The following is a 25,306-nucleotide window of genomic DNA, read 5'->3' as shown; positions in this document are numbered from 1 at the left end:
CCAAGGAGCCCATCATGAACGATCGTCTTCCCCTGTCCTGGACCCGCGTGTGCCCGCTCGACGACATCGTGCCGAATACCGGTGTGTGCGCGCTCGTCAACGGCGAGCAGGTCGCGGTGTTTCACGTCGCGCATGCCGACGGCGGCGTGTTCGCGATCGACAACGTCGATCCCGTGTCGCAGGCCGCCGTGATGTCGCGCGGGCTGATCGGCAGCCTCGGCGAGCGCGTCGTGGTCGCGTCGCCGCTGTACAAGCAGCATTTCGACCTGCGTACCGGCGAGTGCCTGGAATCGCCGGAGCAGTCGGTGAGCGCGTATCCGTCGCGGGTCGAGGACGGTTTCGTGTGGATCGCGGCCTGACCGAACCGGAGCGCGCATGACCGCCACCCCCGTCAAGAGCGTGTGCCCGTACTGCGGCGTCGGCTGCGGCATGGTGCTGCACGTCGAGGATGGCGAGGTCGTCAAGGTGTCCGGCGACTCCGACCATCCGACCAACTTCGGGCGGCTGTGCACGAAGGGTTCGTCGGCGCACGTCGCGCTGCGCCGCTCCGGGCGGCTCGATCGCGCGTTCGTGCGCCGCGCGCGCGAGGACGATCTCGTGCCGCTGCCGGCGCGCGACGCGATCGCCGAAACGGCGCGCCGCCTGCGCGCGGTGCTCGATACGCACGGCCCCGATGCGCTGTCGTTCTACGTGTCGGGGCAGATGTCGATCGAGGCGCAATACCTCGTCAACAAGCTCGCCAAGGGCTTTGTCGGCACCAACAACATCGAGTCGAACTCGCGCCTGTGCATGGCGAGCGCGAGCACCGGCTACAAGCAGTCGCTCGGCGCGGACGGCCCACCCGGGTCTTACCAGGACTTCGATCGCGCGAACCTGTTCTTCGTGATCGGTGCGAACATGGCCGACTGCCACCCGATCCTGTTCCTGCGGATGATGGATCGCGTGAAGGCCGGCGCGAAGCTGATCGTCGTCGATCCGCGCCGCACCGGCACCGCCGACAAGGCCGACCTGTTCCTGCAGATCCGGCCCGGCACCGATCTCGCGCTGACGAACGGGTTGCTGCACTTGCTGCACGCGAACGGCCGCACCGATGCCGCGTTCATCGACGCGTACACCGAAGGCTGGGACGCGATGCCCGCGTTTCTCGCCGACTACACGCCCGAGCGCGTGGCGGAAATCACGGGGCTCGCGGAAGCCGACCTGCGCACGGCCGCGCAATGGATCGGCGATGCGCAGGAGTGGATGAGCTGCTGGACGATGGGGCTCAACCAGAGCACGCACGGCGTGTGGAACACCAACGCGATCTGCAACCTGCATCTTGCGACCGGCAAGCTTTGCCGACCCGGCAGCGGGCCGTTTTCGCTGACGGGCCAGCCGAACGCGATGGGCGGGCGCGAAATGGGCTACATGGGCCCCGGCCTGCCGGGCCAGCGCTCGGTGGCGTCCGACGACGACCGGCGCTTCGTCGAGAACCTGTGGCGCGTGCCGGCCGGCACGCTGCGCAAGGAAACCGGGCAGGGCACCGTCGACCTGTTCTCGCGGATGGCGACCGGCGACATCAAGGCGTGCTGGATCATCTGCACGAACCCGGTCGCGACCGTGCCGAACCGGCAGAACGTGATCGCCGGGTTGCAGGCGGCCGAGCTCGTGATCGCGCAGGACGCGTTCCTCGACACCGAGACCAACCGCTACGCGGACATCCTGCTGCCCGGCGCGCTGTGGGCCGAGGGCGATGGCGTGATGATCAACTCCGAGCGCAACATGACGCTGATGCGCGCCGCGGTCGCGCCGCCCGGCGATGCGCTGCCCGACTGGCGCATCGTCGCGGAAGTCGCGCGCGCGATGGGCTTCGGCGATGCGTTCGACTATGCGTCGGCGGCCGACGTGTTCGACGAGATCGTGCGTTTCTCGAATCCCGCGACCGGCTACGACCTGCGCGGCGCGAGCCACGCGGCGCTGCGCGACGGGCCCGTGCAGTGGCCGGTCGCACCGGGCACCGCGCGCGAGCGGCACCCGATCCGCTACCTGAACGACGGCGTGAGCCAGACGTTGCGCCCGGCCGCCGACGGGAACGATGCGCCGCATCTGGCATTCCCGACGCCGTCCGGCAAGGCGCGCTTCTTCGCCCGGCCGCACGTCGCGCCGGCCGAGCTGCCCGACGACACGTTCCCGATCGTGCTGAACACCGGGCGGCTGCAGCATCAATGGCACACGATGACGAAGACGGGCAAGGTCGCGATGCTGAACAAGCTCAACCCGCGCCCGTTCGTCGAGCTGCATCCGGACGACGCGAGCGCGCTCGGCATCGCCGCGAAGGACAGCGTCGAGATCCGTTCCGCGCGCGGCCGCGCGGTGCTGCCGGCCGTCGTGACCGAGCGCGTGCAGCGCGGCAACTGCTTCGCGCCGATGCACTGGAACGACGTGTACGGCGACGACCTGTGCATCAACGCAGTGACCAACGACGCGATCGATTCCGAATCGCAGCAACCCGAACTGAAATACTGCGCGGTCGCGCTGCGGCGCGTCGAGACGGATGCGTTCGCGTCCGCCGACGATGCGACGGCGCAACCCGATGCATGCGCCGACGACGCGCGGCCCGCGCCGGCGATGGTGCAGGCCACTGCTTCACAGGAATCCGACATGGCAGACATCGACACTTTTGCGGCCGCGCTCGGCGTCGCCGATCTCGCGCCGCCGCCGCTGACCGATAGCGAACGCCTGTACGTGGCCGGCCTCGTCAGCGGGCTGAAGGCGAGCGCCGGGCGGCGCGAGGGCAGCGTGCCCGTGCTGCCGGCGAGCGCGCCGCTCGCGCCGGCGGTGCGGTTCTGGCTCGACGGGATGCTCGCCGGTCTTTTCAGCCGCTCGGTGCCCGCGCACGCGCCGGATGCCGCCATGCCCGCGCTGGCGGCCGATGCCGCCGCGTCCGGTGGCGTGCGGATCGTGCGCACGCGCCCGAAGGTCGTGCTGCTTTGGGCATCGCAGACGGGCAACATCGAATCGCTGACCGAGGACTACGCGACGCAGCTGATGAACGCGGGCTTCGAGATCCGCACCGCGTGCATGTCCGACTATCCGGTCGCGTCGCTCGCCGGTGCGCAATACGTGCTGCTGATGACGAGCACCTTCGGCGACGGCGATGCGCCCGACAACGGCAGCGAGTTCTGGGACGCGCTGCAGGCCGGCAGCGCCGCGCGTCTCGATGGCGTGCACTTCGCGGTGCTCGCGTTCGGCGATCGCAACTACGATCAGTTCTGCGGCCATGGCCGCCGGCTCGACGCGCGGCTCGCGGAACTCGGCGCGGCACGCCTGTGTGCGCGCGTCGATTGCGACGTCGAATTCCAGAACGATGCCGACCATTGGCTCGAACGCGTCGTCGCGCGGATCAAGGAAGCGGACGCCGCGCTGCACGCGGTGCCGTCCGGCGGGATGAGCCCGTCCGGCTTGTTGCCGTCGAAGGCGCATCCGGCGCCGTCGAAGCTCGTCGCGAACCTGCGGCTCAACCGGCCGGGCGCCGCGAAGGACACGCGCTATGTGTCGCTGTCGACCGAAGGCGCGAACCTCGAATACGAAACCGGCGACGCGCTCGGCGTGTGGCCGACCAACTGCCCGGAGCTGGTCGACGAGCTGCTGTCCGTCACCGCGCTGAAGGCCGACGCGCCGGTGTCGATCGCAGGCGTCGGCGACGTGCGGCTCGGCGATGCGCTCGCGCGCCACTTCGACATCACGCGCCCGCATCCGGACACGCTCGCGCTCATCGCGTCGCGCAGCGCGAACGGCGCGCTGAAGTCGCTGCTCGGCGACGACCGCAAGGGCGACCTGAAGCAATGGTTGTGGGGGCAACAACTTGCGGACGTGCTGCACGAGTTTCCGGTCGAGCTGTCGGGCACGGAGCTGGTCGGGATGCTGAAGCGGCTGCAGCCGCGCCTGTATTCGATTGCGTCGAGCCCGAGCGCGCACCAGGGCGAGATTCACCTGACCGTGTCGGCCGTGCGCTATCACAACGGCCGGCGTGCGCGCAAAGGCGTCGCGTCGACGTTCCTCGCCGATCGCGCGGACGACGGACGCGTGCCCGTGTTCGTGCAGAAGTCCGCGCATTTCCGGCCGCCGGTGAACGGCGACGTGCCGATCGTGATGGTCGGCCCGGGCACCGGCGTCGCGCCGTTTCGCGGCTTCCTGCACGAGCGGCAGGCGCGCGGCGCGCGCGGGCGCAACTGGCTGTTCTTCGGCGAGCAGCATGCGCAGACCGACTTCTACTACGGCGACGAGCTGGGCGCGATGCACGACAGTGGCTTCCTGACGCGGCTCGATCTCGCGTTCTCGCGCGACCAGGCCGACAAGATCTACGTGCAGGACCGCATGCGCGAGCAGGGCGCCGAGCTGTTCGCGTGGCTGGAGGAAGGCGCGCACTTCTACGTGTGCGGCGACGCCGCGCGGATGGCCAAGGACGTCGATACGGCGTTGAAGGCGGTCGTTGCCGAGCACGGCGGCATGTCGGACGATGCCGCGAACGACTATGTCGCGCGGCTCGCGAAGGCGCGGCGTTATATGCGCGACGTGTATTGAACGCAGGTGGCGCGGCTGGATACGGTCCGGTCGGCTGAGCAGCCTCCTGGTACGGTGGCTGCTCAGCTGCTCAGCCGCTCAGCCGCTCAGCCGCTCAGCCGCCGAGTTGCGTAGCCGCCGAACCGCTCGGTTAGTTAGCCAGCGTCGGTACCGGCTGCCTGCAAAACCGCCGGCAACGGATGCCGAGTGACCGTCCTGCCGCCGCCTGCCTGCTTCACTGCTGCCTGTCCCACGCGTGCGCCTGTTCGGCGCGCACGAACGCTTCCGATGACTGCGGCAGCACGTTGCGGAACACGCCGCCGTCGCTTTCGATCACGTCGACCATCTTCGCGATCATCTCCTCCGGGTCGTGCTGTTCGAGCGGGAACGTCAGCCGCTCGGGCGTTACCGTGTGGACGGCAGGATCGCGCCAGCGCCGCGTCGTTTCCATCATCCGGTCGTTGAAGCCCGTGCTGTACGGGCCGGGATTCACGACCGCGACGCGGATGCCGTGCGGCGCCAGTTCCGCATGCATCGCCTCGGCCACCGATTCGACCGCGTGCTTCGACGCGCAATAGGCGCCCGTGAACGGCCCCGTGATCAGCCCGGCGATCGACGACACGAACACGATCTTGCCGTGCCGGCGCGCGAGCATCCCGCGCGCGATCTGCTGCGTGAGTTCGAGCGGCCCGAACACGTTGACGTCGAACAGCTCGCGCACGATCTCGACCGGCAGGTCGACGAGCGCGCCGGCCTCGCCGACACCCGCGTTGTTCACGAGCACGTCGATGTCGATCTCGGCCGCGCGCGCGCGGTCGTGGGCCGACGTGACGTCGAGCTGGATGGCGCGCAGCGCGGTGCCGCGTTGTGTGGCGGCCGCCGCCAGTTCGTCGATTTCGGCCGTGACGCGCACGCCGGCCGTCACGTCGTGACCGCGTTCGGCGAGCCGCAGCGCGACTTCCCGGCCGAAGCCGGTGCCCGCGCCGGTGATGAGGATGCGTTTCTGTGCCATGTGCCTACCTTGTGGTGTGAAGGGTTGCCTGAAAGCGGTCGCGGGCATGCCGGGCGATCGCGGTGTCTTCGTCGACGCTGCCGCCGGATACGCCGATCGCGCCGACGTACCGCCCGTTTTCGTCGACGAGCGGTTCGCCGCCGCCGAACGTAACAAGCCCGCCGTGACTGTGCTCGATGCCGCGCAGCGGACCGTCGCCCGACATCGCGCCGAGCGAGCCGGTCGACGCGCGGAAGCGGACCGCCGTCAGCGCCTTGCGCTGCGCGAGATCGATCGCGCCGAGAAAACAGTCGTCGGTGCGCACGAACGCGAGCAGGTTCGCGCCGGCATCGACGATTGCGACGGTGATGCCGGCGACCTTCAACGACGCGGCGTGCGCAAGCGCGGCGTCGATCGTGCGTCGGGCGGCTGCGAGCGGCAGCGCGGCGGTGAGCGGGTCCATTCGAGGCTCCGGTGAGACGACAGGGCCAGTGTAGGCAGTTGCGGTATATGGGAGAATCCGCATTCCGCTCGAAGGAGTTTCAAGTTTTTTTAATGATGAGCAGACGTGATCCGATGGCCGGGCTGCACGTGTTCATGACCGTCGCGACGGCCGGCAACTTCACGCGGGCCGCCGCCGCGCTGGGCCTGACGCCGGCCGCCGTGAGCCTTGCGATCGGGCAGCTCGAGGGCGAGCTGAACGTGAAGCTGTTCAACCGCAGCACGCGCGGCGTGAGCCTGACGGAAGCCGGCCAGCGCTACTGGCGGCAGACGGAGCCCGCCTATCGGCAGGTCATGCAGGCGCGCGACGAGCTGAAGGATGCGCGCAGCGAGCCGAGCGGGCTGTTGCGTGTGACCGCGCTGCCGCTGGCGCGCTTGCTCGTGATCGCGCCGGTTCTCACCGTGTTCCGCGAGCGCTATCCGAAAGTCCGGCTCGAAATCCGCTACGAAAACGAACTGGTCGATATCGCGAAGGACGGGTTCGATGCGGGGATCCGCCTCGCCGACCGGCTGCAGCCGGGGATGATCGGTGTGCGGATCGCGCCCGCGCTGTCGTGTGCGCTGGTCGCGTCGCCCGGTTATCTGGCGAGGCACGGCGCACCTGCGTCGATTGCGGCGCTCGAGCAACATGCCTGTATCCGCTTCCGGTTTTCGGAGAGCGGGCGCCTGCACAAGTGGCTGCTGCACGATGGGCGTCGCGACGTCGATCTCGATCCGGAAGGCGTGTTCGTGACGAACGATGCCGACGCGGTGATCGATGCGGCGCTTGCCGGCGTCGGCATTGCGTTTGCATTCATGCGCGAGCGCATCGAGCGGGACCTGCGCGACGGCACGCTCGTCGAGGTGCTGCCAGGCGTGTGCCGGACGTTGCCGCCGATGTGGCTCTACTACGTGAATCGCAAGCACGTGCCGGCGAAGCTGCGCGCGTTCATCGACGTGCTGCGCGAGCGGGCCGGCGCAGACGTGGCGTAATCCTGCCGCGCGGCTGCCGGCGGCGATTCGCGGGGCGGCGCATGATGGCGGCTCTGTCCACGAAGCCATGGAGTCGCGTCATGCCCGGATTCGCTCGCTTTTCGCTTCCGATCCTCGGTATCGCAGGATCGCTGGTTGCTGCTGTCGCGCTCGGCAGCGCGCCGGCCGTGGCCCAGACGTCGACCGTGCCGGCGAGCACGGCTGTTGCCACGCCCGACAACGCGATCCTGCTGACTGTCTTTCTCAGGCACGATCAGTCGAGGCCGCTCGCCGAGCTGAACGAGCAACTCGCGAAGCAGGGCTTCTACAAGGCGTTTCCACCGCCGGGTGTCGAAGTGGTGAGCTGGACCGTGACGATGGGGATCGGGCAGATCGTCGTGCTGCGGCTGCCGGCGTCGCGGCTGCGCGAGGTCAATCGCGTGCTCGAGGATACGGCGTGGGGGGCGTATCGGACGGAGTTCTATCCGACTTACGACTACAAGGCGATCGGGTTGGCGGAGCACGAGCGGGGGAAGTGAGGCGGAGTATTCAAAATAGTTACCTCGATGATGATTCGCTTTTCTCGGGCGCGAAAGCCATTCGGTATTTTCAAGATAATGCTTGAATCGAGTTCGCTTGTAGAGATGAAATGCGTTGTTTCTCTTTCTCAAAAATGCGAGGTCGTACTCGACACCTTGATAAGAATCGTTAAACGCAACATTTTTTTGCTGTTTCCTGCTTGGAGGGAAAGGGCGGGATATCGATGCGATTCGTACCTGATGTGAGAACGTCCAGGAAACAATTGCGCTGAATCTCAGCCTATTCGGCCTGAGAAGATAAGAGTTGGCTGAAGATAAAATTTTCAATCAGACAAGTCGTAAAAATCAGATGCTTCACATATTTACGACGATTGGCAATTGTTGACAGTCGCCCTATGGTTTCCTGACGATTGCTTTGCTAACGTTCATCGGCCTAAAAAAGACGCCAATAAAGAACGATGAACAAGAAGACGTACCGTCTGGTGTATTCCAGGCTCCGGGGAATGGTGGTGGCTGTCGAAGAGACGGCGACTGCCGCGGGGAAAACCGAATCCGGCGAGAGCCGGGCCAGCCGGCGTTCGCTCGGCGGTTCGGGCTTGCTGATCGCGGCTGCGTCGCTGGCGGCCGCGCCGCAGCTCGCGACGGCGCAGATCGCGCCGACGCCCGGCACCAGCACCCATGTGATCCCGACGCAAAACGGGCTGCCGCAGGTGAACATCGCGAAGCCGTCGGGTGCGGGCGTGTCGGTCAATACGTACAACCAGTTCGACGTTCAGAAAAACGGCGCGATCCTCAACAACTCGCCGACGATCGTCAATACGCAGCAGGCCGGCTATATCAACGGGAACCCGAACTTCGGGCCGGGCCAGTCCGCGCGCATCATCGTCAATCAGGTCAACAGCGCGAATCCGTCGCAACTGCGCGGCTACGTCGAAGTTGCCGGGAGCCGTGCGGAAGTGGTGCTGGCGAACCCGGCCGGCATCGTTGTGGACGGCGGCGGCTTCATCAATACGTCCCGCGCGACGCTGACCACCGGACAGCCGTACTACGGCGCGGATGGCTCGCTCGCGGGCTACAACGTCAACCGCGGCCTCATCACGGTTCAAGGGCCGGCCTCAATGCGGCGAACGTCGATCAGGTCGACCTGATTTCCCGAGCGGTACAGGCCAATGCGGCGATTTACGCGAAACGCCTGAACGTTGTCGCAGGCGCGAACCAGGTCAATCACGACACGCTTGGGGGGCCAACCGATGGCATGGCAGTCGCAAAGGACGCTCGAAGTATGCCTAATATTCCTAGCAATAGTCAGGCGACGGTGGTCGCAAATAATCCGTTTATTCCACGGTCTGCCGGTGGTACGAATTCGATGATGGATTTTTTGCCGGAAGCGGCTCGAATTACAGAAGCCGGGGAGAGAATTGTGATCAATGGAAATGGAGCCAACCCGTATTTCTCGAGGATTCCATCCTCTGATCAGTTGGATTCCTTGGGGCTGAATGTGGAGTATCAGGGGAGGCTTCTTCCTGAGTATCAAGGATTGAATTTCTCCAGGTCTGATGGTTCACCCATCCCTAATGAAACGATGCGGACGATAGTTTTTATAAATAAATAAGAGGAATAAAGTGAAGATTGTAAAAAACTGCTGGGATTTATTGGCGGCATTTGATTGTCAGTATGGGGCTCATTTTTTCGATGGGAAGGATGCGTATATATATGTAAATGATTGGCTTGGTGTGTTTGGTGTGATAGAGGATGATTTTTGCAAAAAAAATCAGGATGGTTTTGTTGGGCATTGTGTCTTGGTATTCAGAGGGGTTAAAAGGTTTGATTTCGTTGTGACTCCGTATGAGGTGGTTGACGGCGCTGTGTCGTGGAAGCGTTCAATCCCATTTAATTATGCCGGGGATGAAGGTGGAGGCGGGCGGGTATACGAGTTGGCGGGAAGTCTTCATGGATTTGCATCGTCGGTAAGTATTTGTGTTGATTCTGCAGAGTTCGAATTGCATATTTTGGGAGTGGATGAGCCATCGCGTCGATCTCAGTTTTGATGTTGTATTTGAGTTTAAATTCCTCGATGTTTGAGTTCTGAGTATGTCAATTTATGTGGGTTGCATTCGATTGAAGTGGATGGGTGGGCTGGCGCTATATTCATTTGGATTGGCTGTTGGCGTGAACCTATAAAAAACAAAGCAGAATAAATGCGAGAGACCCAAAAACTGCCACTTGTCGTCGATCTCGACGGCACGCTGACCCCATCGGACACCCTGATGGAGTCCGTGATCCGCGTCGTCAGGCATAAGCCTTCAAACCTGCTGCGATTGCCTTTCTGGCTCGCCGGCGGGCGTGCCTCATTCAAGGCCCGAGTAGCAGAACACGCCGATTTTCGTGCGGAGACACTCCCGTATCGCGAGCCGCTTGTCGACTATCTCGCGCACGAGCGCAGAAGCGGCCGCAAGATCATGCTCGCAACTGCCGCGCATCGCTCGATCGCCGAGCGCGTGAACGCGCATCTCGGCTTGTTCGACCTCGTCATCGCAACCCGAGACGAAACGAACCTCAAGGGCGAAACCAAGCTTGTCGGCATTCGTGAACAGGTGGGCAACGATTTCGTTTACGCGGGCGACAGCAAGGCTGATCTGCCGGTATGGGCCGGCGCGAAGGGCGCCATTCTGGCCGGCGTGGCTCCAGGTATTGCCGCCGATGTTCGGAGCCGCATTCCGGTCGAACGCGAGTTTTCAAACCCGCGCGCGAACGTCACTACGTGGTGCAAGGCACTACGCGTCCACCAGTGGCTGAAAAACCTGTTGCTGTTCGTTCCGCTGCTGACGGCCTTTGCTTTCTTCGACACCGACAAGGTTGCCACGCTCGCACTCGCGTTTCTGGCGATGTCGTTGGGCGCGTCTGCGACCTACATCGCCAACGATTTGTGGGATCTGGACAACGATCGCCGCCATCCTCGCAAGCGCAACCGTGCATTCGCAAGCGGTACGTTGTCGATTGCCAAAGGCCTTCGTTGCGCAGTGCTGTTGCTGGTGCTGGCGTTTGCACTGGCATTCGCGGTGTCTCCCGCATTTGCCGGGATGTTCGCGCTCTATCTGGTGCTCACGACAGCGTATAGCTGGCGCCTCAAATCGATCGTGCTGCTCGATGTTCTTGTGCTGTCGCTGCTGTACACCTACCGGATCGTTGCCGGAGCCGTCGCGGCGGAGATCACGGTCAGCCGCTGGCTTCTCGCGTTTTCCGTGTTCGCGTTTCTGAGTCTTGCGCTCGTGAAGCGCTGCTCCGAACTGGTGCTCCTGCGTCAGAGCGACAAAGGCGCATCGGCAGGCCGTGATTACCGGGTGGGCGATCTCGAAGTGCTATGGCCGTTCGGTATCGGCGCGTCATTGGCCGCGGTAGTCGTATTCGGCCTCTTCATCAACGCTCCGGAAACCACGGCACGCTACGCGATTCCGCACTTGCTCTGGTTCGTGCAGATCGGCCTGATCTACCTGTTCGGACGGCTTTGGATCACAACGGTGCGCGGCGCGATGCACGACGATCCGATCGTTCATATCCTTGAAAACCGCGGTAGTTTCAGCATGCTTTGCGTCATGGTGGCGATCGTGCTGGCCGCTCACTTCCTGCCGGCTCCGTAAGCGGCGAAAACCCTATGACGGAAAAGAACCAAAACCGGGTGCGGGCATTTTGCCGCTTCGCCATCGTCTACGTGCTGCTGTTCGTCTGCGCGGGAAACATCACGAACAGCATGCTGTTGAAATGGGGTTTCCGCGACGACCAGAAGGGCGATTTTGCAACGAGCTACAGCCTCGTCGGCATGATGAATGGCGATGCGCCGAAGCCGTATGTCTACCGCTCGTCGTTCCCGCGCGCGGCGAAGTGGATGGCGGAACAACTTGGCCCGGAGAAACAGGACAAGTTGTTCAAGTCGATCAAACGACATGATTCGCTGCGAAACGCCTATTTCACGAGCGTGCCGGACGAATACTGGACGCCTGTCACGGCGCTCGCCTATCACCTGACGTACATCGCGATTGTGTTGTCGACACTGTTTGCGCTGTTGCTGGTCTATAAGCTCGCCAGGCTGCACGGATTGAGCTTCGGGCATGCCGTCGGCTTTCTGGCTGCATTCAGTTTCGTCTATCCGTTGACGTTTCAGCAGGGCGGCTATTACTACGACTTCTTCGAACTGCTCGGTGTCCTGGGCGCATGCTATTTCCTGCTGAAGAAGCGAATGCTGGCTTGCACACTGATGATCGCCGTGTTCTCCCTGAACAAGGAAACTTTTTTTCTCGTTCCACTCGCGTTGTTCCTGTTGCACGAGCGGGACGTATCAATGCCGAAGCGCGTCGTATGGCTGGTATTGCAGCTTGGGATCTGCGTCGCGACCCGGCAATTCATCATGAGCGGCTACAGCGAAAACGCTGGCGGATTCGTCGAATATCACGTGTGGGACAACCTGAAGTTCTGGGTGAATCCCAAGTCCTATCTGTCCTTCTACAACCTCATCGGCAAAGGCATCTTCACGCCGAGCCTGGAAAATCCGCTGATGCTCGTGCCGCTTGCCGTGTTCTTCCGGGCAGCCTGGCGGGTGACGCCGAAGCGCTACCGAAGCTACTTCTTTGCGGCATTCCTGCCCGTTCTGGTGCTGTTCATCTTCTTCGGTTATCGGGACGAGGCGCGAAATTTCTCGGTCGTATTTCCGGCGATCGTGTTGATTGCGCTGCACGGCGCGAACCGGTTCAACGTGATTTTCAGCGGCAACGCAGATGTAGCGGGTGACAGTCGTGTTGCATCCGATAGTCGGACGGATATCGCAATGATCCCGGAGGCTGCGCGATGAATTGGCTGATCGTTGCCGCCAGTGGCGTGTTCGGCGGGCTCGCGAGCATATTGCTCAGGGTCGCCGCGCTGAAGGGAATCGCATATGGCGAGTCCAGCGTGCTGCCATGGGTTGCGCGTGCCGCCGCCGTTGCTGCTTACGGTGTCGGGTTCGTGCTTTACGCGGCGGCCTTGCGCAAGACAACGCTTGGCGTTGCGTATCCCGCCATGGTGGCGATCTCCATGCTCGTCGTGCTGTCGTTCACCGCGTTGCACGAACGCTTTTTAAATCCGATGCAAGCAGTCGGTGCAGTTGTCATTCTGATCGGCGTCTGGATGGTCACGCGGTACGCATAATCGTCCCTGCCGATGCTCCCGGCGAAAGCGACGTCGTGCTCGACATCAAGCGCAACAAACCCTGGACCGTCGTCGCTTCGATCGACAACTCCGGCACGCGCGCCACCGGCCGCCTGCAAGGCAACCTGTCGCTCGGCATCGACAACCCGCTCGGCCTGAACGACATCTTCAACATCGGCGTGAGCCAGGACCTGGAATTCGGCGACAAGCGCCTCGGCTCGCACGGCTGGAACGGCTTTTACTCGATCCCGTGGGGCTACTGGACGGCCACGCTGTCCGCGTACACGAACACGTACTACCAGCAGATCGCCGGCGTGAATCAGACCTTCGTTGCGAGCGGCAACTCCAAAACCGTCGACTTCAAACTGAACCGCGTGCTGCTGCGCAGCCAGAACGACGTGTTCGGCGCGCAATTCCGCTTGTCGCGCCGCTTCGGCCAGAGCTTCATCGAAGACACCGAAATCCCGCAACAGCGCCGCAACAACACGTTCGTCGAGATCGGCCTGACCGATCGCCATTACTTCGGCGGCGCGCAGTTCGACGGGATGCTGGCATACAGGCAAGGCGTCGGCGCATTCGGCGCGCACGACGACATTCTGGCCGCGGAGGGCGGCCCGACGTACCGCTACAGGATGGCGGTGCTGGACACGAACCTGTCGGTGCCGTTCGCGATCGCGAAGCAGCCGTTCCGCTACGTCGGCACTTTCCACGGCCAATACACGGGCAACACGCTGTACTACATCGACGACATGACGATCGGTAGCCGCTACACGGTGCGCGGTTTCGACGGCGAGACGATGCTGGTGGCCTCGCGCGGGTTCTACTGGCGCAACGAGTTGCAGATGCCGATCGGGCAGACGGGGCAGGCGGTTTATGCGGGGCTGGATTACGGCCGCGTCTGGGGGCCGCAACCGATCACGCTGGTCGGCACACAACTGGCCGGCGCGGTGATCGGCGTGAAGGGCAGCGTCGGCACGCGATTCGGCGCTTACGCGTACGACCTGTTCGCAGGTACGCCGGTTTACAAGCCGTCGGGTTTCCCGACTGCACGTGTGACCTTCGGTTTCCAGCTGACCGCACAGTTTTGACGGCGAAGCCCATATAGAAGAAAGGATTACGGCGGGCGACACCCAGAACACCCGGATGCCGCAAACCCCGCGGAACACAAGTGATCCGACAGCAATTGGCGACATATCACCGAACCCGTCCCCATTCCCCAACCCCCGCACCCACCCACGAATTCATCCTCTCCCGCGCAGCCCGGCCGGGAGAATTTCTCCCAAATCCGCCACCGCCCATTCATCCGATGAAAAAACCGTTCAGGTTCCCGGTATGATGCGCACCTTGCGTTTTTCGGCCGCACGATTTTGATGCGATGTTGACGCGCCCCGCGCGCCACAAAACCGCACAATGCGAGCCGAAAGATTTTGTAATATAAGACCCGTATACTTGTAAGTTCTGATTCAGGCGCTCCCTGCCTTCTCTTTCGGCCGACCGCCCACGCAGAACAACCAGATTCGTCGCCGCCTGGCCCCCTTGCGCCGCGACACGCTATGCACCACCACTGAACAACCTATGTCTTCCCGCCACTCAGGTTCGCCCGGCCGTGCCGCGGCGGCGATCGCCCGTGTCTGGGCGTTGCTGCGCAATGAGCGCGTGCTGTCGCCGCTGCTCGCGCTCGGCATCGGCCTGCTGTTGATCGTGGTTTTCCAGCACCTGTCGGAATCCGTCGACTACCGGTCGGTGATCCGCCAGTTGCGTCACATGTCCGCCGCCGAGTGGGGCGCGTCGCTGGCCGCCACGGCGCTCAGCTATCTCGCGCTCGTCGCCCGCGATGCAGTCGGCCTGCGCTACGTCGCCGCGAAGGTGCCGCGCGCCGCACTGTGGATCGGCGCGATCGCCGGGTCCGCGCTCGGCAATGCGACCGGCTTCGGCGCGCTGACGGGCGGCGCGGTTCGCGCGCGGGTGTACGGCGTGTCGGGCGTCACGCCCGCGCAGATCGGCCGGATGACGGTGTTCACGAGCGGCACGCTGGCGCTCGCGATGGTGCTGATGACGGCCGTCGGCATGGTCTGCGTGCCGGAGGCGCTCGCCGCGATGCTGCACGTCGCGCCCGGCGTCCTCACGTGGGGTGGCGCTGCGCTGCTCGTGGTGCTGGCCGCGATGGTCGTGATGTGCGGCAACACCGCGCGCCCGGTCGTGACGCGCTTCAAGTGGCTGTCGTTCGACGTGCCGGCGCGGCGCGATCTCGTTGCGCAGGTCGTCTACGCGGTGCTCGATGTCGTCGCGGCGGGCCTCACGCTGTGGGTGTTGCTGCCGGCTGCGCCGGTCGGCTTCCCGACCTTCATCACCGTCTACGCGGCCGCGCTGCTGCTCGGGATGATCGGCCATACGCCGGGCGGGATCGGCGTGTTCGAAGCCGCGATGGTCTTCACGCTCGGCCGCGAAGTGCCGGCGCACGCGATGGTCGCCGCGCTGATCGCGTATCGCGCAATTTACTTCGGCGTGCCGCTCGTGCTGTCGGCCGGCCTGTTGGCCGGCTTCGAAGGCCGTGCGCTGCGGCGCCGGCTCGTGACGCGTCAGGCCGCGCGCGTGTCGCAGCTCGCGCCGGTGTTCCTGAGCCTCGTGACGTTCGCGGTCGGCAGCATGCTGGTGATCTCGAGCGCGACGCCCGCGTTCTGGCACCGGATCGCGATCCTGCGCCACCTCGTGCCGCTGTGGGTGCTCGAAGGCTCGCAGGTGATCTGCAGCGTGCTCGGCGTTGCCTTGCTGTTCGTCGCGCGCGGGCTGCTGCGCCGTCTCGACGGCGCATGGTGGATGACCTTCGCATTGACGCTCGCGAGCCTTGCGCTGTCGCTGGCGAAGGGCCTCGCATTCGTCGAGGCCGGCGTGCTCGGCACGCTGCTCGTGCTGCTGCTCGTCAGCCGCCGCCGTTTCAACCGCCATTCGTCGCTGCTCGCCGAGCGTTTCACTGTGAGCTGGTTCGTGTCGGTGGCGATGGTGCTGATGCTGGCCGTGTGGGTGCTGTTCTTCGCGTTCCGCGACGTGCCGTACACGCGCGAGCTGTGGTCGCATTTCTCGTTCGATGCGCGTGCGCCGCGTGCGCTGCGCGCAACGCTCGCCGCTGGCGTGTTCGTCGCGATGTTCGCGCTGTGGCAGTTGCTGCGTCCGGCGCCCGGCCGTTTCGTGAAGCCGGTGCCGCAGGATCTGTTCGATGCCGAGCGGATCATCCGTGCGCAGGAGTGCAGTGACGCGGGCCTCGCGCTGATGGGCGACAAGTCGTTCCTGTTCTCCGCGTCGCGCCAGGCGTTCCTGATGTACGCGAAGTACGGCCGCACGTGGGCCGCGCTGCACGACCCGGTCGGGCCGCGCGAAGAGTGGCCGGCGCTGATCGCCAAGTTCATTGCGCTCGCGCACGCGCACAGCGGCCGCGCCGCGTTCTATCAGGTGCGCGCGAACGCGTTGCCGTTGTATCTCGACGCGGGGCTCACGCTGATGAAGCTCGGCGAGGAAGCGCATATCGCGCTCGACCAGTTCGACCTGAAGGGTTCGAACCGCTCGCACCTGCGCTACGCGCTGCGCCGCGGCGACAAGGACGCGCTGGCGGTCGAGGTGATCGCGCCGTGCGACGTGCCGGTCGCGCTGCCGGCGCTGCGCGACATCTCGGACGGCTGGCTCGACAGCCGCGACGCGCGCGAGAAGAGTTTCTCGGTCGCCGCGTTCCACGACGGTTATCTCGCGACGCAGTCGGTGATGCTCGTGCGTCAGGCCGGCAAGCCGATCGCGTTCGTTACGTTCATGACGACCGACCTCAACACCGAGGCGACGGTCGGCGTGATGCGCCATCTGCCGGAAGCGTCGCCGTACGCGATGGAGTATCTGTTCACGCAGCTCGCGCTGCATCTGAAGGAAGCGGGTTTCCGCAAGCTGAGCCTGGGCATCGCGCCGTTCTCGGGGATGGGGGCGGCGAAGATGCCGTCGCCGTGGCACCGGCTCGGCCTGATGGTCTGGCGCTTCGGCGGCCGCTTCTACAACTTCCGCGGCTTGCGCGCTTTCAAGAGCAAGTTCGAACCGCACTGGGAGCCGCGTTATCTCGCGGCTTCGGGCTCGGTCGGCGTGTTCGTCACGCTTGCGGATCTGTCATTGCTGGCTGGAGGTCGGCGTTCATGATGTTGAAGAAGGGAATCGCGCGGGCGGCAGCCGCCTGCGCGGGAATGATGCTGGCCGGCGCCGCGTGCGCCACGCAACCGACCGCCGTGAAGGCCGAAACCGTATCGGGCGGCCGCTATGGCCCCGTCACCGTAACGAAACCGAGCGGGCCGCTGCGCGGCTTCGTCGTGCTGTTCTCGCGTGAGGCCGGCTGGAATGCCGCCGATCAGCAGGCCGCCGATGCGCTCGCGAAGGCCGGCGCGATGACGGTCGGCGTCGATTCCGAGCGGTATGCGATGAATCTCGCCGCGAAGCAGGAGACCTGTCATCACCTCGACGGCGACGCCGAGGCGGTCAGCCACCAGCTCGAACGTCTCGCGCAGTCGTCGCGCTATTTCACGCCGATCGTCGCGGGCGTGGGCCAGGGCGGCGCGATCGCGAAGCAGATCCTGTCGATGGCGCCGGAGAATACGATTGCCGGTGTCGTCGCGGTCAACCCGGCGCCGAAGCTCGATCCGCGCTTCAAGCCGTGCCCGCCCGATCCGACGATCGTGCGTCGCGCGATGCCGGGCTTCGTCGAAACGGCCGCCGCGGCCGATCCCGCGAAGCTCGTGCCGCTCGTCACGTCGCACCTGCGCGACAACAACAGCGGCGACGAGCTCGACGTGTCCGACCTGCCGCTCGTCGAGCTGCCGGCCAAGGGCGGCAGCGACCGGCTCGCGATCGTGATCTCGGGCGACGGCGGCTGGCGCGATCTCGACAAGACGATCGCCGAGGCGCTGCAGCGCGATGGCGTGTCGGTGGTCGGCATCGACAGCCTGCGCTATTTCTGGAGCGAGAAGCCGCCTGCGCAGGTGAGCCGCGATCTCGCGCGCGTGATGCGCACGTACATGGCGCGCTGGCATGCGAACCGCGTGGCGCTGGTCGGCTACTCGTTCGGCGCCGACGTGATGCCGTTCGCATACAACCGGCTGCCGGCCGACCTGCGCGACAAGGTCGCGGTGATGTCGCTGCTCGGCTTCGCGCCGTCGGCCGATTTCCAGATCCGCGTGACGGGCTGGCTCGGCATGCCCGCGAGCGACAAGGCGCTGAAGGTTGCGCCGGAAATGGCGAAGGTGCCGCCGCAGCTCGTGCAGTGCTTCTATGGCGCGGAAGAGAAGGACACGATGTGCCCGGCGTTGGTGGGCACGGGCGCCGACGTGATCAAGACGCAGGGCGATCACCACTTCGGCCGCGACTACATCGCGCTCGAGAAGAAGATCCTCGGCGGTTTCGGCAAGCCGGTGGCGGCGCGCTGAAGGCCGGCGCCCGCTTCGCGGCGGGCGCCGGCCGGTTTGCTTCCGGTTCATCGTACGGGCGGCCATCGTGCCGCCCGTTTCATTTTCCGGCCGGCGCCGCCGTGTCCTGCGGCGGCGTTGCCGTTCTCGCATCGCGCTGATAGAAGCCCGGAAACCGGTCGAGCTGCCGTCGCGCGGCCGCGATGTCCGTATCGTCGCCGAGCACCGCGCTCGAAAACCCTGTGCGTTCCATCAGCAGCAACTGGTCGACCAGTACCTCGCCGGTGGCGCGCAGGTCGCCGGCGAAGCCGAAGCGCTTGCGCAGCAGGTACGCCTGGCTGTACGCGCGGCCGTCGGTGAACGACGGGAACTGCAGGTCGATGCGCGCGGCTTGTGCGATCCGTTCGGCAAGCGGCGGCAGTTCCTCGTCGTTGCCGATCGTCAGCGTCGCATCGTCGGGCGCGTGCGTGTTGCCGGCGTGTTCGGCCGGCGTCAGCAGCCGGATGCGGGCGTTCGGGTTCTCTTGCTTCATGCGTGTTCCATGCGATGGCGCGCGTCGTTCGCGGCGGCCTTGAAGGGTTCCGCGCCGATGCGGCGCACCGTGTCGATGAATCGTTCGCTGCGGCCGTCGGCATCGATCCGCGCGTCGAGATACGCGTTGACGATCGCATCGACGACATCGACGATCTCGTCCGCCGAGAACGACGGGCCGATCACCTTGCCCGGCTGCGCGGGGCCGCTCACGGCCGAGCCGTCCGACCCGCCGAGCGTCACCTGGTACCACTCCGCGCCGTCCTTGTCGACGCCGAGGATGCCGAGGTGGCCGCTGTGATGATGGCCGCACGAGTTGATGCAGCCGCTGATGTGCAGGTCGATGTCGCCGACGTCGTGCAGCATGTCGAGATCCTGGAAGCGCTCGGCGATCGCGTCGGCGATCGGGATCGAGCGCGCGTTCGCGAGCGCGCAGAAGTCGCCGCCCGGGCACGCGATCATGTCCGTCAGCAGCCCGACGTTCGCGCTGGCGAGCCCGATCGCGCGTGCGTTCTCCCACAGCAGGAACAGGTCATCCACGTGCACCCACGGCAGCACGACGTTCTGCGTGTGCGTGACGCGCGCTTCGCCGGCCGAGAAGCGGTCGGCGAGCTCGGCGAGTGCGTCGAGCTGGTCAGGCGACGCGTCGCCGGGCGCCTGCAGGCGGCGCTTGAACGACAGCGTGACGATGCGCAGCGCCGGGTCACGGTGAGCGGCGACATTGCGGACGAGCCAGCGCGCGAAGGCCGGATGGCGATTGGCCTGCGCGGTGACGCGTGCGCTTGCGTCGTGCGGCGCGAGCGTGCGCGGTTCGAGCCGCGGCGGGACGAACGATGCGGCGACGCGATCGAACTCGGCCTGCGGGATCGTGTGCGGGCCGCCGTCGTGCTCGACGATCTGGCGGAACTCCTCCTCGACGTCGTCGATATAGCGTTGCCCCTCGGTCTTGACGAGGATCTTGATGCGCGCCTTGTACTTGTTGTCGCGCCGTCCGTAGCGGTTGTACACGCGGACGATCGCCTCGATGTAGTTCATCACGTGCCGCCACGGCAGGAACGCGCGCAGCAGCGTCGCGATCATCGGCGTGCGGCCCATCCCGCCGCCGACGCTCACGCGAAAGCCGAGCTCGCCCGTCTCGTCGCGCACGAGCTTCAGCCCGACGTCGTGCCAGTCGGTCGCCGCGCGGTCTTCGGCCGCGCCGGTGATCGCGATCTTGAATTTGCGCGGCAGGAACGCGAATTCAGGGTGTAGCGTCGTCCACTGGCGCATCACTTCGGCGAACGGGCGCGGGTCGGCGATCTCGTCAGGCGCTACGCCCGCGCGTTCGTCGCACGAAATATTGCGGATGCAGTTGCCGCTCGTCTGGATGCCGTGCATGTCGACGGTCGCGAGCAGGTCCATCACGTCGGCCGCTTTCGCGAGCGGAATCCAGTTGAACTGCACGTTGGTGCGCGTCGTGAAGTGCGCGCTGCGGGTCGGCAGGCGCAACGTGCCGAGCAACGCCTGCGCATCGCGCGCGGCGCGCCAGGTGGCGTCGTCGGGCACGTCGTAGTCGCGCGCGATTCGCGCGAGCACGCGAAGCTGCGCGCTCGACAGCTCGCCGTACGGCACGGCGACGCGCAGCATCGGCGCGTGACGTTGCACATACCAGCCGTTCTGCAGGCGCAGCGGCCTGAACGCATCTTCGCTCAGCGTGCCGTGCTGCCAGCGTTCGAGCTGGTCGCGAAACTGGGCGGCGCGGCTGTGCACGAGCGCCCGGTCGAAATCGGTATATCGATACATGACGTGATACGCGAGAGGAGCGGCGGCGCGCAGGGCGCACGCGGCCCGGAAGGGGACGTTGCGACGGATGTCAGGCAACGGGAGACAGCGTAGGGAACGCGGTGCGGCGGGACAAGCAGCAGATCGGGACGAAAAGGGCGCAGCAGATGCGCGCGCGGCGCGTGCCGCGCGTGCGTTCAACCCGTGGCGGGCTTATGCGTGGGCGTCGACGACGAGCGCCGGATCGAGGGCGCGGATGCGCTGGTCGATGAAGTAGCCGCCGCCTTCCTGATAGCGCAGGAACAGGCGGCCGCATGAGCGGCAGCGGCTGACGTTGCAGCGGTTGTACGGAAAATATCGCAGCGCGATAGGTGCGTCGTCAGACGCGTAGCGCGTACCGGCCGGATGATATTCCGCGTAGGTCGGCTCCACCTCGCCGGGCGGCGCAAGCGTGGCCACTTCGGTCAGTTGCGCGTCCTGCAGCGACAGCGGCAGGCTCGTCCATCCGGCGAGCGGCGTTTTCGTGCAGGTGCAGGGCTGCGTGATGTGTGCCGCTTCGGCTGCCAGTTTCAGCAGCGCGTCGTGATCGAGGTAAGGCAGTTGGCTCATGGAAAGTCTTGAAGGGACGACGAGACCAGCAATGTAACCCGCACGGGGATTGCCTGCATGGCCGCGGCGCAGGCAGCGCATCGTGCGCGCCGTTTGCGATCAGCCTGCCTTGCGCACGGGCGGCTGCGCGACCAGTTCGCCGAGCACGCGGATCGCGCGCTCGATGTCGCGGCTCCAAGGATGGCCGAAGTTCACGCGCACGCAGCGCTCGAAGCCGTGCGCGGCCGAGAACAGCGGCCCCGGCGCCACGCTGATTCCGCGCGCGATCGCCTGGCGATGCAGTTCCATCGCGTCGATCGCGTCGGGAAACGCGAGCCACAGGAAATACCCGCCTTCGGGCCGCACCCACTCGACGCCGGGCGGCAACCAGCGCCGCAGCGCGTCGTCCATCCGGTCGAGCTGCGTGTGCAGCGCGCCGCGCAGCTTGCGCAGGTGGCGATCGTAGCCGCCGTGTTCGAGATAGTTCGCGATGCCGGCCTGCGCCGGAATGCTCGCCGACAGCGTCGTCATCAGCTTGAGTCGCTGCACCTTCTCCGCGAACCGGCCGGCGGCCGCCCAGCCGATCCGGTAGCCGGGCGCGAGCGTCTTCGAGAACGAACTGCAATGCATCACGAGGCCGTGCCGGTCGAACGCGCGCGCCGGCAGCGGATACTCGGGGCCGAAATGCAGCTCGCCGTAGACGTCGTCCTCGATCAGCGGCACTTCGCGCGCGGCGAGCATGTTGACGAGCGCGCGTTTTTTGTCGGCGGAAAGCGTGACGCCGGTCGGGTTCTGGAAATTGGTCATGAACCAGCACGCGCGGATGTCGTGCCGGTCGAGCGCGTTCGCGAGCGCATCGAGATCGAGGCCCGTGCGCGGATCGACCGGAATCTCGACCGCGCGCAGGTCGAGCCGTTCGATCGCCTGCAGCGCCGCATAGAAACCGGGCGCTTCGACGGCCACGACGTCGCCGGGCCGCGTGACGGCCATCAGGCACAGGTTCAGCGCTTCGAGCGCGCCGTTCGTGACGACGATCTCGTCGATCGGCTGCGACACGCCCGTCGCGAGATAGCGCCGCGCGATCTGCTGGCGCAGCGCCTCGTTGCCGGGCGGCAGGTCGACGACCGTGCTCCACGGGCTCACGAGCCGCGTGGCCTGCGCGAGCGACTTCGCCAGGCGCGGCAGCGGAAACAGTTGCGGCGCCGGGAACGCGGAACCGAGCGGCACGATGCCCGGCTGCGTGGCCGCATCGAGGACGGAGAACACGAGGCTGCTGATGTCGACCTTGCGCGTCGCGCCGGCGCGGCTCGCGCGCCGCTTCGCGGCCGGGCCCGCATCCGGTTTGGCGCCCGGCGCGACGTAGTAGCCCGAACGTTCGCGCGCGCGGATCAAGCCCCGTTGTTCGAGCAGGTAGTACGCGCGAAACACCGTCGACTGGCTCACGCCATGTTGCGCGATGATCTGCCGCAGCGACGGCAGCCGCGTGCCGACCGCGAGGTTGCCGTGGCGGATGTCGTCGGCGATCGTGTGGGCGAGGGTTTCGTAGCGTTTCATCGGCGTGGACGGGACGCGTCGCCGCGCGCGGGCCGGGTGGCGCCGCGCCGGCGGGCGCGGGTCATTGTCCGATGCACGGCCCGAAAAGGAAAGGGCAGGCGGCGCCGCGACGAGGCGCCGCCGCGATGCGTCAGGCCGCGTTCGGCTCCGCGTTCCGCCCGTTCGCGCCGCCACGCAGCGGCGGCAGCGGCTCGACCTTGCCGACGATGAACAGGTACGACAGCGCGCCGACCACGCACAGCACGCCGGCCACCGCGAGCGGCACGACGAACGAGCCCTTCGTGATCGACAGCATCACGCCCGTGAACGTCGTGATGAAGATCCCCGCGAGATTGCCCGCGAAGTTCTGGATGCCGCCGATCGATGCGACGTGCGCGGGCGTCGGCGCGATTTCGCCGACGAGCGTCCACACGTTTGCGCCGGCGAACGACAGGCTCGCATACGCCAGCGCGAAGAGGCCGAGGCACGCCCATGTGTTTTCGACGAAGGCGGACAATGCGATCGACGACGACAGCAGCATCCCGAGCACGAGGCAGGTCTTGCGCGCGGCGGTCGCGCTCCAGCCGCGGCGGAACAGGCTGTCCGACACGTAGCCGCCGAGCCAGCCGCCGGGAATCGCGAGCAGCGCGGGCAGCATGCCCCACGTGCCGAGCGACGCGAGCGAGAAGCCGCGCGATTGCAGCAGGTAGCTCGGGAACCACGTGATGAAGAAGTAGATCGCGAAGTTCAGGCAGAACAGCCCGATCATCATGCCCCACACGGTGCGGTAGCGGAACAGGTCGAGCCACGACACCTGCGGGCCGTCGGTTGCGGCCGCAACGGCCGGCGCGCCACGCTGCGCGAGCAGCGCGTCGACGGCATCCGGCGCGATCGCGCGATAGCGTTCCGGGTCGCGATAGACGAACCACCACGCAAACGCCCACACGATGCCGATCCCGCCCGTGATGACGAACGACCCGCGCCAGCCGACGATCGAGATCAGCCACGCGACGAGCGGCAGCGACAGCGCGGAGCCGACGCGCGAGCCGCTGTCGAAGATGCTGCTCGCGAGCCCGCGTTCGCTGCGCGGAAACCAGTTGAACGCGACCTTCGCGAACGACGGGATCGCGGCGGCTTCACCGACGCCGAGCATCAGCCGCACGCCGACGAGTTGCGCGAGGCCGCGCGCGGCGCCCGTCGCGACGGTAAACACCGACCACCAGCCGACCGCGAGCGCGAGGCTCACGCGCACGCCGACCTTGTCGATGAACCAGCCGGCCGGCAGTTGCAGGAACGCGTAGGTCCAGAAGAACGCGCTCAGTACGAGCCCCATGCCGACCGCGTCGAGGCCGAGATCGGCGCGGATGCTGGGCGCGGCGATCGCGAGGTTCGCGCGGTCGATGAAGTTGATGACGTTGGCCAGGAAGCACATCAGGATCATGGCCCATCGGATGCGTGGCATGTGAAGTCTCCGCGCGGAATGTCGTGACGGGCGACCGGCGATCCGCTGCGCCGGCCGCCTCGATGGGCGTTTATTGCGATGCGTGCGCCGCTTGCGGCGCGCGGTCGAATTTCGCCAATGCTTCCCACAGGCCGTTCAGGTAGACCGCGCCGAGCGCGCGGTCGTACAGGCCGTAGCCGGGCTTGCCCGTCTCGCCCCAGATCATGCGGCCGTGGTCGGGGCGCACGTAGCCCGTGAAGCCGGTGTCGTGGTACGCCTTCACGATCGCGGCGATATCGAGCGAGCCGCAGCTCGACAGGTGCGCGGTTTCCTCGAAATCGCCGTTCGCATCGACCTTCACGTTGCGGATGTGCGCGAAATGGATGCGGCCCATCGCGCCGAACTCGCGCACGAGCGCTTCGACATCGTTCTGCGGGCCCGCGCCGAGCGAGCCCGAGCACAGCGTCAGCCCGTTCGCGGGCGTGTCGACGATGCGCACGATGCGCGCGAGATCGTCGCGGTTCTTCACGATGCGCGGCAGCCCGAAGATCGGGCGCGGCGGATCGTCGGGGTGGATCGCCATCTTCACGCCGGCTTCCTCGGCGACGGGAATGATCGCCTTCAGGAAGTATTCGAGGTTCGCCCACAGCGCGCGCTCGTCGACTTCGCGATAGTCGGCGAGCAGCGCCTGCAGTTGTTCGGGCCGGTAGCTCGAATCCCAGCCCGGCAGCGCGATGCCGTCGTTCGGATCGATCCGGTCGACCGCGTCGGTGCTGAACGCGAGGCAGGTCGAGCCGTCGTCGAGCGTCTTCGACAGCTCGGTGCGGGTCCAGTCGAACACGGGCATGAAGTTGTAGCAGATGACGCGGACGCCGGCCGCGCCGAGATGGCGGATCGTCTGCCGGTAGTGGTCGATCAGGCGGTCGCGGCTCGGCTTGCCGAGCTTGATGTCCTCGTGGACGGGCACCGATTCGACGACTTCGAACTGCAGGCCCGCACGTTCGATCGTCGCCTTCAGCGCGTCGATCTTGTGCGCGGGCCAGACTTCGCCCACCGGCTCGTCGTAGATCGCGGACACGATGTGCGTGACGCCGGGGATCTGGCGGATGTATTGCAGCGAGACCGGATCGGACTCGCCGTACCAACGGAATGACATCTTCACTGGAGCGGCTCCTGGCTTGGCGGTTCATGCATCGGACGATCGGGCGGCAGCGTGCCGGCCCGGCATCGGTGTGCGGATTATGATTGGTATGCCAGTTTGGTTGGATAGTGGTTTACCAGTTGTCCGGAACGGATGCCGCCGGAGTGACGCTCCCGGGCGCGC

The 25,306-nt window shown here is 65.9% G+C and carries 19 protein-coding genes and 2 pseudogenes; 13 read left to right on the top strand and 8 right to left on the bottom strand.

Annotation, left to right across the window (positions count from 1 at the left end):
* Positions 1-14 precede the first annotated feature (14 nt).
* Both nirD and BBJ41_RS21780 read left to right on the top strand, forming a co-directional pair.
* Positions 15-359, top strand: a complete 345-nt coding sequence (gene nirD / locus BBJ41_RS21785) for a nitrite reductase small subunit NirD (RefSeq protein WP_014899114.1) — start codon at positions 15-17, stop codon at positions 357-359.
* Between the two features lie 16 nt (positions 360-375).
* A complete protein-coding gene (locus BBJ41_RS21780) occupies positions 376-4,563 on the top strand; it encodes a bifunctional nitrate reductase/sulfite reductase flavoprotein subunit alpha (protein WP_069748386.1) in 4,188 nt (1,395 codons plus the stop codon).
* A gap of 214 nt (positions 4,564-4,777) precedes the next feature.
* Here the strand turns inward: BBJ41_RS21780 and BBJ41_RS21775 are convergent, their stop codons facing one another.
* Together BBJ41_RS21775 and BBJ41_RS21770 are read right to left on the bottom strand one after the other, a co-directional pair.
* The gene (locus tag BBJ41_RS21775; protein ID WP_069748385.1) at positions 4,778-5,554 is read right to left on the bottom strand and encodes an SDR family oxidoreductase; all 777 of its coding nucleotides are present in this window, start codon (positions 5,552-5,554) and stop codon (positions 4,778-4,780) included.
* A 4-nt stretch (positions 5,555-5,558) separates the two neighbouring features.
* Positions 5,559-5,996, bottom strand: a complete 438-nt coding sequence (locus tag BBJ41_RS21770) for a GlcG/HbpS family heme-binding protein (protein WP_069748384.1) — start codon at positions 5,994-5,996, stop codon at positions 5,559-5,561.
* Positions 5,997-6,091: 95 nt separating this feature from the next.
* Here BBJ41_RS21770 and BBJ41_RS21765 point away from each other — a divergent pair, with 95 nt between their 5' ends.
* The 11 genes and pseudogenes from BBJ41_RS21765 to BBJ41_RS21725 all read left to right on the top strand — a co-directional run bounded on the left by BBJ41_RS21765 (position 6,092) and on the right by BBJ41_RS21725 (position 18,149).
* Positions 6,092-7,006, top strand: a complete 915-nt coding sequence (locus BBJ41_RS21765; protein WP_083282054.1) for a LysR family transcriptional regulator — start codon at positions 6,092-6,094, stop codon at positions 7,004-7,006.
* 80 nt (positions 7,007-7,086) lie between these two features.
* Positions 7,087-7,524, top strand: coding sequence for a hypothetical protein (locus BBJ41_RS21760; RefSeq protein ID WP_069748382.1), 438 nt, complete (start codon positions 7,087-7,089; stop codon positions 7,522-7,524).
* 458 nt (positions 7,525-7,982) lie between these two features.
* Positions 7,983-8,761: pseudogene (locus BBJ41_RS39425) on the top strand (two-partner secretion domain-containing protein); the annotation flags it as partial.
* Between the two features lie 45 nt (positions 8,762-8,806).
* Positions 8,807-9,136: a hypothetical protein gene (locus BBJ41_RS40540; RefSeq protein ID WP_236872156.1), complete on the top strand. Its 330-nt coding sequence runs from the start codon at positions 8,807-8,809 to the stop codon at positions 9,134-9,136.
* A 10-nt stretch (positions 9,137-9,146) separates the two neighbouring features.
* Complete coding sequence (locus BBJ41_RS39420; protein WP_083281937.1) at positions 9,147-9,572, top strand: hypothetical protein; 426 nt, start codon at positions 9,147-9,149, stop codon at positions 9,570-9,572.
* Positions 9,573-9,722: 150 nt separating this feature from the next.
* Entirely contained in the window at positions 9,723-11,162 is a 1,440-nt protein-coding gene (locus tag BBJ41_RS21750; protein ID WP_069748380.1) for a UbiA family prenyltransferase, read from the top strand.
* A gap of 14 nt (positions 11,163-11,176) precedes the next feature.
* On the top strand, positions 11,177-12,367 hold the full coding sequence (locus tag BBJ41_RS21745; protein ID WP_069748379.1) for a hypothetical protein: 1,191 nt from the start codon (positions 11,177-11,179) through the stop codon (positions 12,365-12,367).
* Positions 12,364-12,702, top strand: a complete 339-nt coding sequence (locus BBJ41_RS21740; protein WP_069748378.1) for a small multidrug resistance protein — start codon at positions 12,364-12,366, stop codon at positions 12,700-12,702. Before BBJ41_RS21745 ends, BBJ41_RS21740 begins: the two co-directional genes overlap by 4 nt.
* A pseudogene (locus tag BBJ41_RS21735) lies at positions 12,702-13,790 on the top strand (ShlB/FhaC/HecB family hemolysin secretion/activation protein); the annotation flags it as partial. The gene BBJ41_RS21740 and the pseudogene BBJ41_RS21735, both read left to right, overlap by 1 nt.
* Positions 13,791-14,277: 487 nt before the next feature.
* Positions 14,278-16,872: a bifunctional lysylphosphatidylglycerol flippase/synthetase MprF gene (mprF, locus tag BBJ41_RS21730; RefSeq protein WP_069748377.1), complete on the top strand. Its 2,595-nt coding sequence runs from the start codon at positions 14,278-14,280 to the stop codon at positions 16,870-16,872.
* Positions 16,869-18,149 (top strand): virulence factor family protein, encoded by a 1,281-nt coding sequence (locus tag BBJ41_RS21725; RefSeq protein WP_069748376.1) that lies wholly within the window; start codon positions 16,869-16,871, stop codon positions 18,147-18,149. Before mprF ends, BBJ41_RS21725 begins: the two co-directional genes overlap by 4 nt.
* 79 nt (positions 18,150-18,228) lie before the next feature.
* Here BBJ41_RS21725 and BBJ41_RS21720 read toward each other — a convergent pair whose 3' ends face one another.
* The 6 genes from BBJ41_RS21720 to uxuA form a co-directional block, all read right to left on the bottom strand.
* On the bottom strand, positions 18,229-18,660 hold the full coding sequence (locus BBJ41_RS21720) for a DUF934 domain-containing protein (RefSeq protein ID WP_069748375.1): 432 nt from the start codon (positions 18,658-18,660) through the stop codon (positions 18,229-18,231).
* Positions 18,657-20,441 (bottom strand): nitrite/sulfite reductase, encoded by a 1,785-nt coding sequence (locus tag BBJ41_RS21715; RefSeq protein WP_069748374.1) that lies wholly within the window; start codon positions 20,439-20,441, stop codon positions 18,657-18,659. Before BBJ41_RS21715 ends, BBJ41_RS21720 begins: the two co-directional genes overlap by 4 nt.
* A 192-nt stretch (positions 20,442-20,633) precedes the next feature.
* Complete coding sequence (locus BBJ41_RS21710) at positions 20,634-21,029, bottom strand: hypothetical protein (protein ID WP_069748373.1); 396 nt, start codon at positions 21,027-21,029, stop codon at positions 20,634-20,636.
* Between the two features lie 99 nt (positions 21,030-21,128).
* Positions 21,129-22,562 carry an aminotransferase-like domain-containing protein gene (locus BBJ41_RS21705; RefSeq protein ID WP_069748372.1) on the bottom strand — a complete coding sequence of 478 codons (1,434 nt, stop codon included), beginning with the start codon at positions 22,560-22,562 and terminating at the stop codon, positions 21,129-21,131.
* Positions 22,563-22,692: 130 nt separating this feature from the next.
* Positions 22,693-24,003: an MFS transporter gene (locus BBJ41_RS21700; RefSeq protein WP_069748371.1), complete on the bottom strand. Its 1,311-nt coding sequence runs from the start codon at positions 24,001-24,003 to the stop codon at positions 22,693-22,695.
* A 70-nt stretch (positions 24,004-24,073) separates the two neighbouring features.
* Positions 24,074-25,144 carry a mannonate dehydratase gene (gene uxuA, locus BBJ41_RS21695; RefSeq protein WP_175972731.1) on the bottom strand — a complete coding sequence of 357 codons (1,071 nt, stop codon included), beginning with the start codon at positions 25,142-25,144 and terminating at the stop codon, positions 24,074-24,076.
* Positions 25,145-25,306 lie beyond the last annotated feature (162 nt).

Source organism: Burkholderia stabilis (assembly GCF_001742165.1).
Classification (GTDB): domain Bacteria; phylum Pseudomonadota; class Gammaproteobacteria; order Burkholderiales; family Burkholderiaceae; genus Burkholderia; species Burkholderia stabilis.
Note: the sequence above shows the minus strand (reverse complement) of the source record. Positions and strands in the feature narration are given on the sequence as shown.

Excerpts from the sequence above, each read along its gene's own strand:
- nirD (WP_014899114.1), top strand. The coding sequence starts at position 15 with ATGAACGATCGTCTTCCCCTGTCCTGGACCCGCGTGTGCCCGCTCGAC.
- BBJ41_RS21780 (WP_069748386.1), top strand. The coding sequence starts at position 376 with ATGACCGCCACCCCCGTCAAGAGCGTGTGCCCGTACTGCGGCGTCGGC.
- BBJ41_RS21775 (WP_069748385.1), bottom strand. The coding sequence starts at position 5,554 with ATGGCACAGAAACGCATCCTCATCACCGGCGCGGGCACCGGCTTCGGC.
- BBJ41_RS21770 (WP_069748384.1), bottom strand. The coding sequence starts at position 5,996 with ATGGACCCGCTCACCGCCGCGCTGCCGCTCGCAGCCGCCCGACGCACG.
- BBJ41_RS21765 (WP_083282054.1), top strand. The coding sequence starts at position 6,092 with ATGAGCAGACGTGATCCGATGGCCGGGCTGCACGTGTTCATGACCGTC.
- BBJ41_RS21760 (WP_069748382.1), top strand. The coding sequence starts at position 7,087 with ATGCCCGGATTCGCTCGCTTTTCGCTTCCGATCCTCGGTATCGCAGGA.
- BBJ41_RS40540 (WP_236872156.1), top strand. The coding sequence starts at position 8,807 with ATGCCTAATATTCCTAGCAATAGTCAGGCGACGGTGGTCGCAAATAAT.
- BBJ41_RS21750 (WP_069748380.1), top strand. The coding sequence starts at position 9,723 with ATGCGAGAGACCCAAAAACTGCCACTTGTCGTCGATCTCGACGGCACG.
- BBJ41_RS21745 (WP_069748379.1), top strand. The coding sequence starts at position 11,177 with ATGACGGAAAAGAACCAAAACCGGGTGCGGGCATTTTGCCGCTTCGCC.
- BBJ41_RS21740 (WP_069748378.1), top strand. The coding sequence starts at position 12,364 with ATGAATTGGCTGATCGTTGCCGCCAGTGGCGTGTTCGGCGGGCTCGCG.
- mprF (WP_069748377.1), top strand. The coding sequence starts at position 14,278 with ATGTCTTCCCGCCACTCAGGTTCGCCCGGCCGTGCCGCGGCGGCGATC.
- BBJ41_RS21725 (WP_069748376.1), top strand. The coding sequence starts at position 16,869 with ATGATGTTGAAGAAGGGAATCGCGCGGGCGGCAGCCGCCTGCGCGGGA.
- BBJ41_RS21720 (WP_069748375.1), bottom strand. The coding sequence starts at position 18,660 with ATGAAGCAAGAGAACCCGAACGCCCGCATCCGGCTGCTGACGCCGGCC.
- BBJ41_RS21715 (WP_069748374.1), bottom strand. The coding sequence starts at position 20,441 with ATGTATCGATATACCGATTTCGACCGGGCGCTCGTGCACAGCCGCGCC.
- BBJ41_RS21710 (WP_069748373.1), bottom strand. The coding sequence starts at position 21,029 with ATGAGCCAACTGCCTTACCTCGATCACGACGCGCTGCTGAAACTGGCA.
- BBJ41_RS21705 (WP_069748372.1), bottom strand. The coding sequence starts at position 22,562 with ATGAAACGCTACGAAACCCTCGCCCACACGATCGCCGACGACATCCGC.
- BBJ41_RS21700 (WP_069748371.1), bottom strand. The coding sequence starts at position 24,003 with ATGCCACGCATCCGATGGGCCATGATCCTGATGTGCTTCCTGGCCAAC.